This is a genomic window from Marinobacter sp. 1-3A (genome assembly GCF_016597775.1).
Taxonomy (GTDB): Bacteria; Pseudomonadota; Gammaproteobacteria; order Pseudomonadales; family Oleiphilaceae; genus Marinobacter; species Marinobacter xiaoshiensis.
This window is the reverse complement of record NZ_VCGZ01000006.1, coordinates 84,699-98,087: the sequence shown is the minus strand read 5'-3', so window position 1 is coordinate 98,087 and position 13,389 is coordinate 84,699. Positions and strand designations below refer to the sequence as shown.

The 13,389-nt window shown below is 55.1% G+C and carries 10 protein-coding genes; 2 read left to right on the top strand and 8 right to left on the bottom strand.

Annotated elements, in window-relative coordinates:
• Positions 1–83: 83 nt before the first annotated feature.
• Positions 84–1,244: an NnrS family protein gene (locus FE848_RS11080; RefSeq protein ID WP_200202871.1), complete on the bottom strand. Its 1,161-nt coding sequence runs from the start codon at positions 1,242–1,244 to the stop codon at positions 84–86.
• 118 nt (positions 1,245–1,362) lie between these two features.
• On the opposite strand from FE848_RS11080, the gene FE848_RS11075 reads away from it, so the two are divergent.
• Positions 1,363–1,926, top strand: coding sequence for a Yip1 family protein (locus tag FE848_RS11075; RefSeq protein ID WP_200202870.1), 564 nt, complete (start codon positions 1,363–1,365; stop codon positions 1,924–1,926).
• 15 nt (positions 1,927–1,941) lie between these two features.
• Here the strand turns inward: FE848_RS11075 and FE848_RS11070 are convergent, their stop codons facing one another.
• The 4 genes from FE848_RS11070 to FE848_RS11055 all read right to left on the bottom strand — a co-directional run bounded on the left by FE848_RS11070 (position 1,942) and on the right by FE848_RS11055 (position 7,367).
• Complete coding sequence (locus FE848_RS11070) at positions 1,942–2,439, bottom strand: acyl-CoA thioesterase (RefSeq protein ID WP_200202869.1); 498 nt, start codon at positions 2,437–2,439, stop codon at positions 1,942–1,944.
• A gap of 31 nt (positions 2,440–2,470) precedes the next feature.
• Positions 2,471–5,770, bottom strand: coding sequence for a carboxyl transferase domain-containing protein (locus FE848_RS11065; protein WP_200202868.1), 3,300 nt, complete (start codon positions 5,768–5,770; stop codon positions 2,471–2,473).
• Positions 5,771–5,907: 137 nt separating this feature from the next.
• A complete protein-coding gene (gene trhA, locus FE848_RS11060) occupies positions 5,908–6,573 on the bottom strand; it encodes a PAQR family membrane homeostasis protein TrhA (protein WP_200202867.1) in 666 nt (221 codons plus the stop codon).
• A gap of 92 nt (positions 6,574–6,665) precedes the next feature.
• Positions 6,666–7,367, bottom strand: coding sequence for a Crp/Fnr family transcriptional regulator (locus FE848_RS11055; RefSeq protein WP_200202866.1), 702 nt, complete (start codon positions 7,365–7,367; stop codon positions 6,666–6,668).
• A gap of 241 nt (positions 7,368–7,608) precedes the next feature.
• Here FE848_RS11055 and FE848_RS11050 point away from each other — a divergent pair, with 241 nt between their 5' ends.
• Positions 7,609–9,735, top strand: coding sequence for a methyl-accepting chemotaxis protein (locus FE848_RS11050; RefSeq protein ID WP_200202865.1), 2,127 nt, complete (start codon positions 7,609–7,611; stop codon positions 9,733–9,735).
• Positions 9,736–9,759: 24 nt separating this feature from the next.
• Here FE848_RS11050 and FE848_RS11045 read toward each other — a convergent pair whose 3' ends face one another.
• From FE848_RS11045 to nirJ, 3 genes are read right to left on the bottom strand one after another with little or no spacing between them, the layout of a single operon-like run.
• On the bottom strand, positions 9,760–11,256 hold the full coding sequence (locus tag FE848_RS11045) for a nitrite reductase (protein ID WP_200202864.1): 1,497 nt from the start codon (positions 11,254–11,256) through the stop codon (positions 9,760–9,762).
• A gap of 47 nt (positions 11,257–11,303) precedes the next feature.
• Positions 11,304–12,167 (bottom strand): uroporphyrinogen-III C-methyltransferase, encoded by an 864-nt coding sequence (gene cobA, locus FE848_RS11040; protein ID WP_200202863.1) that lies wholly within the window; start codon positions 12,165–12,167, stop codon positions 11,304–11,306.
• Positions 12,168–12,177: 10 nt separating this feature from the next.
• Positions 12,178–13,374 carry a heme d1 biosynthesis radical SAM protein NirJ gene (nirJ, locus tag FE848_RS11035; protein ID WP_200202862.1) on the bottom strand — a complete coding sequence of 399 codons (1,197 nt, stop codon included), beginning with the start codon at positions 13,372–13,374 and terminating at the stop codon, positions 12,178–12,180.
• Between the last annotated feature and the right edge of the window lie 15 nt (positions 13,375–13,389).

The window sequence follows — 13,389 nt, the reverse complement described above, 5'->3', positions numbered from 1 at the left end:
AATCTATATAAATCATGTGGATACAGCGGTGATATCACCAAGTAGGTAGCCATTTCGGGCAAAAGCGCAGGAGAGGTAGCCATTCATTTCCTGCGGTTTTTGGAATGTTTTGCAAGAAACAGGAGCCTGAGGGTGATCCATAGATAAGCCAGCGCCCAAGTGCCGGCAGATAGCCAAAGCAGTGTTGGCGCACTAAAGGGGGAGCTGCCTGCAATAAAGCGGCTAATGGCGGCGATAGCCAGAAGTGCCGCAATAGGGAAAACCTCGCTGGCGGGCGGCGGTTTTCGGTGGCTTCTTTGCCAGGCCAGCCGAAGCATTATGCTTGTAGACAAGGTTCCCAGTGCCCCAATAGTAATCAGGTGCAGGGCGGCTGCTGGCAACCAGCCCTGCATGAGAGCAATGCCTGTGCATAGAGCGCCAATGGCTAGCCACATGTAACCCAGGGCCAAAACCAGTAAATCAGCGCGTTCAAGGCAGTACCAAAGCTTCCAGCGCAAGGTGCGAATGGCGATCAGCGCGGCAGCAGCAATGAGCAAACTGCCGGTTAGCAGATTTGCGGCTGGAAATGCCATGAGAAAAATGGAACTCCCCAGTACGAGGATTAATAAACCCTCAATTCGCGGTTGAACCCGCGCCTCCAGAGGTATGCCCTTTTTCTCCAAGGTGCCTGCAACCGCTGGTGCAATGAGTCGCCCTCCCATGAAGGTCATTAACAACAGCAGCCCAACAATGGCGGATTGCATAAGCGGGATTGGGCCAGGTAACCAGGCCGCGATCGGGGAATACAGGGAGGAAGAAAACCAGAATGCGAGCGCCAGCAGGCAGATCAGCAGAATCAGCGGCCCGACCATTTTGTTTCGCCATTTTTTCGCAGCGCTGAAGCGAGGCACCACGTGCCAGGCAAGCAATAGAGCGAATGCAGGGCCCAAAATCTCAGCCAGAAGGCTGTGAGGCTGGAAAATCCAGCTCAGCCTTGCAGCCAACCACAGACCAAACAGCGGATAAAGCAGAGTGGCAGACTGTGGACCCAGTGTGTAACCCGCAACCAGCGCCAGAGCAAAGCCGAAAATTAATTCATGGCCATGCCCGGAACCAAGCAATCCAGCGGGCCAGCCAGTACTTGACCAAACTGCCCACACAGTCAGCGGAACGGCAAGTGCAGCCAGTAAGCTTGCCGCCGGGAAAAACAACCAGAAGGCCTGAGACTTGTGTTTTCGTATGTTAGTTGAGTTGTTCAAGGTCATCCCGGCTAATTGACGGTTCAGGGAAAGGCGCCTAAAAAGAATAAGTAAAAGCCATCATAATATTGCAAAAGCTGTCCCGTGAGGCAACTCCGCCCACTCGAGAGCAAGGAGGTTCACCATGAATGTTTCAAACCTGTTAAAACTCCCGTTTTCCAGCAATGGGGGGTGGGCTGAACTTCAGGATAGGCAGATCTCCATACCAGTTCTTGCCTGGTTTGTTGTTGTGCCCATGTCGCTCATACCGCCTGTGATGTTGTATTACGCTGGCACTCACTACGGCAACGACTTCATTGCCGGCTTCGGAGACAAGGAATGGCGCTTTATTACCACCATTCTCTTTCTGGCGGAGCTACTGACTTTTTTTGTGATGGGCTGGCTGATACACAGTGTGGTTGAAGGTCATAAGCTGGAAATCAGTTACAACGACGCCTATTTGCTTGCGGCGATTGCGCCCTTGCCACTATGGCTATCGTCACTGGCGCTACTTGTGCCTGTGGTTATGGTTAGTGTGCTGGCAGTGCTGGTTGCAATGGCACTGTCCTGCACCCTTGTGTATCAGGGCATGAGATCCTTGTGCCACCGCAGTCCTGGCGATGTTATCAGTATGTCCGTTGCCTACACCGTAATGGCAGCGTCCCTGCTGGCATGGGGAGTATTGATGGCGCTGGTTTGGGCATATTGATTCAGCCGCGGTAAATCATTTGGCCTGTGGGGCTGTAAAAAGCCCCGCGTGGTCAACAAACTTTCCTCGTGCTCCATTTATCATTTCGTGCTTCATGGTGTCGGGAATCGACATCTTCTCGACGTTTTGCGGATTAACGGCAACCCCGATCAGTTCGCCCTTGGCAAGGAACTGCCCGGTCTTCGCATTTCGAAACTCCGTGGTTAGCTCAAACGACGTGTTGCCCACATGGGTGACGTTGACTGATATTTCCAGGGTGTCGCGATAGCGAGCCGGAGCCTGCCATTCAATGGTCAGCTTGACCACCTGATAGTCAAAACTGCTCTCCAGATCTGGCAACTCAGCGCCCACAATGTACAGGAACTCAGTGGCTGCCAGTTCAATGTAATCCCCGTAGCGGGCATTGAAAACCACAAGCTGAGCGTCGCATTCGCTATACCGAACCTGCATGAAATACCTGAACGGCTTGTCTTCAGAAGGCTTTTGCTCAGGTGTCTCCAGTGTTTTTGTCATTGTTGCTTTCCTTGTTCCTGCAAAAATGTGCTTACCAGGTATCGATCATCGGCCTGCGCCGGCCCTGCCTTGGCCCCGCTTTCTTCGCAGACTTGAGCCCCCGAATAATCCAGCTTCGGGTTTCGAGGGGGTCAATTACCGCGTCAATTTCCAGCGATACCGCCATGCTCAGGGCTTTACCCTGCTCATAGTGCTTGGCGACCAGCTTATCAAATAGAGCTTTTTGCGCGGCCTCGTCGCCAGCCTTCGCAAGTTCATTCTTGTACCCCAGGCGTACTGCACCTTCCAGCCCCATGCCTCCAAACTCCCCGGTGGGCCAAGCCACGGTGAAGAAAGGGTTGTGGAAGGAGCCTGCGGCCATGCCCATAGCGCCAAGCCCATAGCCTTTGCGCAGCACAACGGTGAACACGGGAATCTGCAGGCTGGCTGCCGTCACAAACAGGCGGCTGGTATGACGAACCAGTCCGGATTTCTCGGCCTCTGGCCCGACCATGAAGCCCGGGGTGTCGCACAGGCTTACCAGCGGCACATCGAAGGCATCGCACAGCTGCATAAACCGTGCGGCTTTGTCTGAACCATTGGCATCAATGGCGCCGCCAAGGTGTCTCGGGTCGTTGGCCATGATTCCTACGGGGCGGCCTTCAATGCGGGCAAAGGCGGTGACCATGCCCGAGGCGAAATCTGGCCTTAGCTCAAGGTAGCTGTCGGTATCGGCCAAGGTGCGAATCAATGCACGAATGTCGTAGGAGCGCAGGCGGTTTTCCGGAATGCTTGAGCGCAGCAGGCGTTGGTCGTCGCATCGCCAATCGGGGGTGGCCCCCTGGAAATAGGACATGAGCTTGCGGGCTACCTGAGCGGCCTCTTGCTCGTTCTCTACCAGACAATCCACTACACCGTTGGCTACCTGCACAGACATGGGGCCAACATCTTCTGGCGCAAATACACCCAGGCCACCACCTTCGATCATTGCGGGGCCTGCCATGCCCAGGCTTGCGTTGCGGGTGGCAATCAGCAGGTCACTGGAGCCGGCGAACACCGCGTTCCCGGCAAAGCAGCGGCCAGACACTATGGCAATGCGTGGCGCCAAAGCGCTTAACCTGGCGTATTGCAGAAAGCTGGGAGTGTGCAGGCCAGCGATCAGGGTTGCATCATCGGTATCACCGGGGCGGCCACCTCCACCTTCAGTGAAGAATATTACCGGTAGATGTTGCTCTTCCGCGACATGCAGAATCCGGTCAGTCTTCCGGTGGTTCATGGTGCCCTGGGTGCCGGCAAGTACAGTGTAATCATAAGCCAGCACCGCACAGCGAGCCTGATCTTCGCTGAAACTGTCACCGTTCACCGCGCCCACGCCCGTTACCAAACCGTCGGCCGGTGTCGATTGCATCAACTCTTCGGCTGACCGACGCTTGCGCTGGGCGGCGAAGGTGAGGGCACCGTATTCCATGAAACTGCCCGGGTCGCAGATATTGGCGACGTTTTCCCGTGCCGACAGCATGCCCCGCTTGTGGCGCTTGGCCATTACCTCCGGGCGGGCTTCATCCTGAGTCAACCGGTGACGCTCAAAGGACTCTGCCAGATCCGGGCGTATGTGGTTCAGGTCGACCGCTTTCTCGGTCGTTTCTGTGTTTTGGGTTCCCTCGCCAGGCTCGATATAGGCAATTGCCTGGCCTTCGCTCACGTAGTCGCCATGTTCAAGTGGAAGACTATGAACACTGCCTGAAACAGACGCTTGTATTTCATGCTCCATTTTCATGGCTTCAATAATGGCGAGGGTTTGGCCTTTGTGTACGCTTTCACCTACCGCCACCAGAGACTTGATTAATTGCCCCTGCATGGGAGCTGAGGCAGCCTCTGTACCTTCCGGCGCCTCTGTTCCGGGCGTGGTGCTCTCGGTTTTTTGTGCAGGTCCTGTGGTGGAAAACAGGCGAGGATGCTCCTGCTCGCACTTGGCAACCAGCGCCGCCATCTGGTCGTCCACATAACGGGTATACACGCGGTTATCCGCAACATCGGATTGCGACAACAAAGCCTGCAAGAAACTGATGTTTGTTCTGACACCTTCAACCCTGAACTGGCACAGTGCCCGGTAGGCTTTTCTTACCGAATGGGCGTAATCCTGTGAGCGGCTGTGCACGATAACCTTGGCTAACAGGGAGTCGAAATTAGGGTTGGTGGTGTACCCGTTGTAGCCGTAAGTGTCGACCCGCACACCCGGGCCGCCGGGTGGTTCGAACACACTCAGCGTGCCGCCGCTTGGGCGGGTGGCGCCACTGGCGTCCAGGGACTCCATGTTGATACGACACTGAATGGCAAATCCGTTTGGTGCAGGGATATCGGCTTGTTGTAGCTGAAGACTCTGGAGGCTGGCTCCGCCAAGCACAGCAATCTGCGCCTGAACCAGATCAATTCCGGTGATTTCTTCGGTAATGGTGTGTTCTACCTGAAGCCTGGGGTTGGCCTCCATGAAGTAGAAGTCAGAGCCGTTTGCGTCCACCAGAAATTCAAAGGTACCAAGGCCTGCGTAGTTTACTTCCTGTGCCAGGCGTAAAGCCGCTTCCAGAAGTCGATTTCGGGTGGCTTCGGAAAGCGTGGGGCTGGGAGCAATTTCAATCAGCTTCTGGTTGCGCCGCTGCAGGCTGCACTCACGCTCCCATAGGTGTACGGCGTTTCCAAGGCCATCGCCCAACACCTGCACTTCGATATGGCGGGCCCGCTCAATGAGTTGTTCAACGTACAGATCGTCGTCGCCGAAAGCGGCTTTGGCTTCACGGGCACAGGCGTGGAAATTGGCTTCAATATCATCGCCGGGCTGAACAATGCGCATGCCCCGGCCACCGCCGCCGGATATGGCTTTGATCACAGCTGAGGCATTGCCATTTTGGTTGGCAATGAACGCTTTAACCTCCTCGAGAGAGGTGCGGCCTTGAGTGCCGGGTGTAATGGGCACGCCACAACTCTGGGCAAGGTGCCGTGCTGCTGCCTTATCCCCAAGCTGTTCAAGCGTGCTGGCATCCGGGCCGATAAACGTAATGCCTTGTTGCACGCAGCGGCGGGCCAGTTCCGGATTCTCGCTCAAAAAGCCATGCCCAGGGTGCAGGGCATCGGCTCCTGCCTCAATCGCGGCTGCTATGATCGCCTCAATATCCAGATAGGCTCTAGCACCTTTACCGGGCAGCTTGATAGCCTGATTCGCATGCTGGATATGCAGGGATTCGCTGTCGTCTTCAGAGTAGACAGCAACACACTCCAGCCCCATGTCCCCGGCTGCTCTGGCGATTCGAATGGCGACTTCGCCACGGTTGGCGATCAGTAGCTTGTTGAATTTCACTCACGCACCTTTTTGTTCTGATTGCTTTGTTCTGTGATTACCCGTTGACCCGCGGTTGTCTGGGCTTTGAGATAATCGACATAAATGAATGTGGATTCAATGCATCAGAAGAGTAGCACGCTTATTAATCGCTGCCATCATGTAGCGTAAGGAAGTACACCAAAATAAATGGCACTGAAATGACAGGCACTGCCGCCGATTACGAACAGGTGCCAAACCGCATGCATATAGGGAATGCGATCGGCCAGGTAAAAGGCAACACCAGCGGTGTAAACAATGCCGCCAGCAATAGTGAGGGTTAGTGCGGTTTCGTTCAGGCTTGCCACCAGATCTGAGGAGGCAAACGTGATGAGCCAACCCATGGCGATGTAGATGCCCACCCGCACCAGCTTGAAGCGATTGGCAAAGATGACTTTCAAGACCACGCCGGTAATGGCCAGCGACCATATTATTGCAAACAGTGTCCAGCCGACGGTTCCGCGCATGTTTACCAGAAGAAATGGGGTATAGGTGCCCGCAATCAGCAGGAAAATGGCGCAGTGGTCGAGGGTTTTGAAGGCTTTTTTCAGCTCAGGCCGGCGTGCGCCATGGTATAGGGCGGAGGCCATATACAATAGAATCAAGGATGCGCCGAATATGCTGAAGCTGACAATTTTCCAGGTGTCGTGTAACTGCGTGGCGCCAATGATCAGTGCGATGGTGCCTATGACGCTGAGCAATGCGCCAATACTGTGAGTGGCGCTGTTCAGCCATTCCTCTATCCGTTTATGGGCAGGTTGGCAGGGGAGTTGTGGCGTATTCATTGGGGCAAAGTCCGTGTTGTATCGTCGCAACACGGTACTTCAGCGTACACCTGTACGCAATGACTGACGGTAGCGGTTTTGTGAGCTGGCCGTCAGTATTTTATGGCACCGGTTTTAAGCCGGGAGAAGGTTGCAGGTACAACGCCCAGCCATGAGGCAAGCTGGTTGTCTGGCACGCGCTTTACCAGCTCCGGGTACTCTTCGAGTAGTAATTGATAGCGCTCTTTGGCCGACATGGTGTGCTTGCGGAACTCCCGCATGCTGGCAAGCTCTGCCAGTTCTTCTGTGAGTGCCATTGCGAACTTTGGCCAGATTCCGTCACCGTGAGAGTGAATTGCAGCTCGGAAAGCTGCAAAGTCGGCGACCCATACGGTGGCTGGTGTGACAGTGGTGAGGCAAAGGGTGTTGCGCACTGTGCGACTGCGGCCAAACACAGGCCAGACCATATCGCCTTCAGTAAAAAAGTGGTGTATCGCTACCTTGCCACTGGGCGCTTCTCTGAACAGGCGCATGATGCCGTGCTGAATCAGGTATACGTTGGCCCAAGGGGTGTCATGCTTTTCCATTTGTGCTTCGGCGTCGACTCGGCGCTGATGAAACAATCGCGTGAGGTCACTCAAAAACCTGGCCTCAGGGGTGTCCTGCTTTTCGGTTACACGTATCCCGAACACTCGGCTCAGACCGTTGAGCAAGGCCGTTGACTGCGGCGCTGTCCCGTACTGAACGATGTCTGGATTACTTTCTCCAAGCATGCAGGGGGAGGAGGACAGTTTTGGATTTGTGTTGCGGATCATTGCGTAGTCGCCATTGGAATATGTGTCAATTATCCTAACAGAGAGAGGCTACAGGAAATGACTTAAATCATTAAGGCTTTTTCATTCACTCGATAAGCAAGCATCTCGGGGTGACACCCTGTTACCGCAAATCCACTACTTTACTGGCAGCCGACCTGTCTGTCGTCAGTATCTACTATAATAGGCATGATCGATTGCACTGCACCGGTTGATTGTCGAACCTCCGAAAGGCGTTGGAAATATGAAAAAGCTCCCCCTCAAGATCAAGCTGTATGCTCTGGTCATTGGCTTGCTGCTGCTAATGGGTATCAGCATGGTGATGACTGCGCAGTTGTCACTCCGTCAAATGGAGAACCGCCTGGCCCTGGAAACCGGCACACTGGTGCAGGGGATAGTAATGGACCGCCTGTTAGCAACGGCAGGTGAGTATGGCGAGCAGGTGAGTGGCAAGTTCAATTCAGCGTTCAAAGTGCCGGGGGTGGTGAGAAACATAATCGAGGAAAATATAGCGGCGGATAACTCCGACCGGATCAGCCGCAGTGCACTGTCTGATGCCGTGCGTTCGGTGCTGATTGCAGAGGAGGACCTGAGCACAATCTACGCCCAGTTTGAGCCTGACGGGTACGATGGCCAAGATCGCTATTTCACCGGGGGGGTTGAGGAGCACAGTACAGATATAGGCACATTGGAAATCTACTATTTTCGTGACCGTATGGGGGATATCAAGCTTGAGCAGGTTGATGATCCCAACGAGAAGTATGACGACACATTGAACGAGTTTGGCTTGCGTGAAGCAGAGTGGTATTTCTGCCCGATGGAAACGAAGTCCAGCTGCATTATGGAGCCATACAATTACCAGATCGAAGACGGCTACACCAAGCTCGTCACCACGCTGGTGGTGCCCGTGATGGCAGGCGGCAACTTTGCCGGTGTTGTGGGTGTAGATATCAATCTTGATACATTGCAGGAAACTGTGAAAACAGTAAGTGAGCAGCTTTACGGTGGGCAGTCGCGAGTCACTCTGCTGAGCGAGAGGGGCCTGATAGTGGCAGCGAGCCATTATGGCAATGCTCTGGCCAGGCCTCTGGCGGAGGTAATGCCCGGGTTGGCGGGGCAAATGGCCGAGTTGCACCGCACGGATGGTCGTTATGATGATGGCGAAACCTTGGCCGTTTCTTACCCGGTTCGGGTCGCCGATACTGGCAAAGAGTGGTCTTTGCTGATCGAGTTGCCAAGAGCTGCAGCATTGGCAGAACTCACAGAGATCACCGCACTGCTCTCAGCTGAGGTTTCAGCAACAGCCCAGCGACAGTTGCTGGTGGGCATTGTCGTATCAGTATTATCGGTATTGATGCTGATCGTGATGGTGCGCTCGGTAACCCGGCCGTTGGATGAAATTCGTGACCGGATGAATAACCTTAGCAGTGCCGAAGGTGACCTCACCCATGAGCTTGATATTGATACCCATGCTGAATTGATTGAGCTTGCCAGCGGCTTTAATGCCTTCACTTCGCGCCTGCGGGAGATGATCAATGATCTTAAGGCCGTGAATGCTCGTGTGCACCAGCAGGCATCAGATGTTGGTACTGTTGCACGGGAGACAGAGGAAAATACCGAACGGCAACACCGTGAGGTGGATAGCGTGGTTGCTGCAATGAATGAAATGTCAGCAGCGGCCAGTGAGGTTGCGGGCTTTGCCAGTGAGTCTGCCGAAAACGCCCGCCAGGCTCGGGATGGAATTGGCTTTACTCAGGCTACGCTTGGTTCTGCCGTTGAGGGGGTTAGTGCCCTGGCCAGCGATATGGGCGAGGCCAGTGAGGCGATTGGCCATGTTGCCAATCGCAGTGATGAGATTAACCGTATTCTTGAAGTGATTCGGGGCATTGCTGAACAGACTAACCTCTTGGCACTTAATGCCGCCATTGAGGCTGCCCGGGCTGGCGAGCAAGGCCGGGGATTTGCTGTGGTAGCAGATGAAGTCCGCACCCTGGCATCACGTACCCGGGAGTCAACCGATGAAATCAGCCAGATGATTGAGGGTCTGCAGCAGGAGGTACGCCAGACAGTTTCTGTCATCGATGCTGGTGTTGACCGCGCCAGCATGGCCGTCGATGGGACCCGTGAGGCAGGCCACTCGCTGGCAGCCGTAGTCGATCGTATTGGAACCATCGTGGAGCATGTTACCCAGGTGGCGACTGCAGCCGAAGAGCAAAGTTCGGTCAGCGAGGAAATTAACCGCAATCTGACGGCCATTGGTGATGCAGCCAGCGATCTGCGCGAGCTCGCCCATCAGGCGCGGAGCAGCGGCGAGTCCCTTGATGAAGAAGTTAAAATACTCGATAGCGAACTGAGCCGGCTGAAAACCTGAGCCGGCTCAGCTGATGCCTCTAACCTAGTGGCTGGTGCCTTCCTCGTAGTTGATTTTGTTCCATACGTTGTACTTTCCCGATGGCTTGTTCATCGGGATTCGCTTTTCTTCCTCCAGGGTTTCGGCGTCATAGACAATAACGGCTCCGTCTTCGTCCCAGATGCTCAGCAGCAGTTTTTTACCGTAGCGGTCGAACTCAACATGTGCCGCTACTTTGCCGGGAGCTGGCTGGAGGGTTTTTACGATCTCCAGAGTTTGTTTGTCGATCACATGAACTTTGTCTTTGTTTGGCCCGAAGAAGACGTCTACCCATGCGTAGCGTGAGTTTTCGTGGCTGCGCATGAAGAAGCCGGGGCCTGCCGTTTCCAGAGTTTTGATTACCTTCCAGGTGTCCATGTCGATGATGGAAACAGCGCTGGAGCGGAAGTGCGGAGTGGCCATTACCCGGGTGCCCTGATAGTCCCAGGTAATGCCGGAGCCCAAGTGAGGCATGCCAGGCAGGGGCAGGTCGGCGGTGGTTTTGCCGGTGTCCATGTTGATTACCAAACCGTGCTTGCCATCGCGGGCTGCACCAATGAGATGCTGGTAACCCGGGTCGAAGAAAAAGTCATCAAGCCAGGTATCGGTTTGCATTCTGCGCACTTTGGCTTTGTCGTTTTCTACGGTGATCTCCCAGGCTTCCGGAATGTCTTTCAGCGCAGCGATAAAGCTATTCCGGGGTGGAGCGGCGTAAACGGCGCTTACCCGAGAGCTTTCTTTTGCATCGTTCTCAACGGGGATGATTTCCAGCAGGTCAAGGTTGTCTGCATCGAACAGCACCAGCGTGTGGGGCAGGTAGTTGGCCGCCATTATGTGGCCACCATCAGCGGAGACAGCAATGTTACGCATGTTGATGCCAGCGCGGATTTCTGCGACTACTTTGAGGTTGTAGAGGTCGTATTTGGTAATCCAGCCATCCCGTGAGCCGAAGTATACATAGCGGCCATCGGGGCTGTACTTTGGGCCACCGTGCAGGGCATAGCGGCTGGCAAAACGATGGATGGGTTCCATGCTATCGCCGTCGAGCAGAGTCACGTGGTGGTCGCCGATCTCCACTACGAGGAACAGGTTCATCATGTCGGCTTCATAAGCCGGCTTGTCAGGGAGCGAGCCCGCCGGGTGAGGCAGCAGGTGGCTGGCGGCAATTTCGCTTTTGCCCCATACGGGCTCCTGCTCTGGTGGCTGATAGATATATTCAGCCAGAGCGGTAATGGATCCCTCGTTCAGCACGTCGGCGAACCCAAGCATTTGAGTGGCGGGCCGGCCGTTGCGAATGGCGTCCTCAGCCTGGTCTTTTTTCAGGCGAGAGAGATTGTCCGGCAGCAAGGCCGGGCCCATGCCGCCAAGTCTGTCGCTGCCATGGCAGCTTGCGCAGTGTTGTTGATACAGGGCTTCTGTTGTCTGTTCGCTTGTGTTTGCGTTAATCAAGGGCGAGGCCAGCAGGCCTGCAGTCAGCATCAGGGTTTTCAGAGTCTGTTGCATCGAGTTTCCAGTTTGGAGCATTGGTAATGTCTTCAGGCCCGTTTCGTTTATGCTGGCCGCTGCGTAGCGGTGGCAGCGGCCGAACCAACTAACGCGCTGTTCCAGCCTGCCTGGCCCGGTTGTGCGAGCTTTTCTGCCAGCTGCACAACCTCGCCAACAATAATCAGCGTGGGCGGCTGAAAGCCTTCCATTTTGATGGTTTCTTCCAGGTTTTTAAGCGTGGTCACGGTCATGTGCTGTTGCGGGGTTGTGCCACGTTCCACCAGAGCCACAGGGCATTCTCCGGACAGGCCGTTGGCCATCAACTCGCGCACAATGGTGGGTGCGTTATGCAGGCCCATGTAGAACACGCGAGTCTGGTTTGGTGCCGCCAGAACCTTCCAGTTCAGATCCAGTGCATGGTCCGCTTTGCGGTGGCCAGTTACGAATGTGACGCTTTGAGCGTAGTCCCGATGTGTGAGAGGAATGCCACAGTATGACGCACAGCCGGCTGCAGAGGTAATGCCCGGCACAACCAGAAAATCTATGTCGTTATCCACCAGAAACTCGGCTTCTTCACCGCCGCGGCCAAAGATATACGGGTCGCCGCCTTTCAGTCGTACAACGCGGCGTTGCTTTACCGCCAGCTGCACCAGAAGTTCGTTGGTATCTTCCTGGGCAACGTAGTGGCAGCCGCTGGCTTTACCCACGTGGATTCGCTCGGCGGCCGGGTTAACCAGTTCCATAATCTGTGGCGACACCAGTCGGTCGTAAACGATGGCGTCGGCCTGCTGGATCAGCATCAGGGCTCTGAGGGTCAGCAGACCGGGATCGCCCGGGCCGGCACCTACAATGGCGACCTCACCGGCTCGGAAGGGCTGTTCCGCCAGCTGGAATTCCACCAGGCACTTCTTTCTCTGGCTAATTGTCATGCTGCGTTCCTTACAGATTGTTGACTGGAATTTCGACCACCGGAGTGGCGACGCGCCTGGGCATATCAATTACACCAATCTCTTCATTGGTGAGGTAACAGCCGGGGTCTTCCTCCCAGAAATCACCGGAAACGTTGTAGGCCCTTACCCGGGTGTTGCCGTTACAGATGGCGAGATACTTGCACTCTGCACAACGACCTTTCACTGGTCTTGGTTTTTGCCGGAAGCCCAGCATTAATTCGTCGCTGGCCTCGGACCAGATTCGCGAAAAAGGTTTCTCACGTACATTGCCCAGGTTGTAGTCCCACCAGAAGGTGTCCGGATGCACCACACCCAGGTTGTCTATGTTGGAAACGTTCTGGCCTGAGGAGTTACCACCCCAGTTAACAAGCCGCTGTTCCAGAGCGGGTACCTGATCAGGATAGTGTTCAGCCGCCCACTGGAGCAGGAAAGGGCCGTCGGCATCGTTGTTGCCGGTTACGTATTCCCGCTCGATACCGCGCTTCAATTCGTCGTGGCAGTGGTTGAACAGCAGGTTCATGGCATCACGGGTCATGTCATACCAGGCATCGCGCTTGCGGTTACGACCGCCCCGGCCGGAGTAGTTCAGGTGCGAGAGATAGAACTTGTCGATGTCGTGCTCGTCCAGCATTTTTAGCATGTCTGGCAACTGAACAGCGTTATCCTGTGTGAGAGTGAAACGCAGGCCTACTTTGATGCCAACATCTTTGCACAGCTTGACGGCCTTCATGGAGGCGGCGAATGCGCCTTTTTTCTGGCGGAATTCGTCGTGAGTTTCTTCCAGACCATCAATGCTGATGCCCACGTAATCGTAGCCGGCATCGGCAATCTGCTGAATGTTGTCCTCGGTAATCAGAGTGCCGTTGCTGGACAGGCCTACGTAAAAGCCCATGTCTTTAGCCCGGCGTGAAATGTCGAAAATATCGGGGCGCATCAGAGGTTCGCCCCCTGAAAGGATTAACACCGGAACGCCAAAGGACTTGAGGTCGTCCATAACGGTATAGACCTCATCAGTGCTCAGCTCTCCCTTGAAGTCGATATCCGCAGAGATCGAATAGCAGTGCTTGCAGGTGAGGTTGCAGCGGCGGATCAGATTCCAGATCACCACGGGGCCGGAGGGCTTGGGGATGGCTCTCACCGGGGCCGGATTCATCAGGCTTTTGATGTAGCGGGTCATTCTGAACATGGTGCTTCCCCTTGC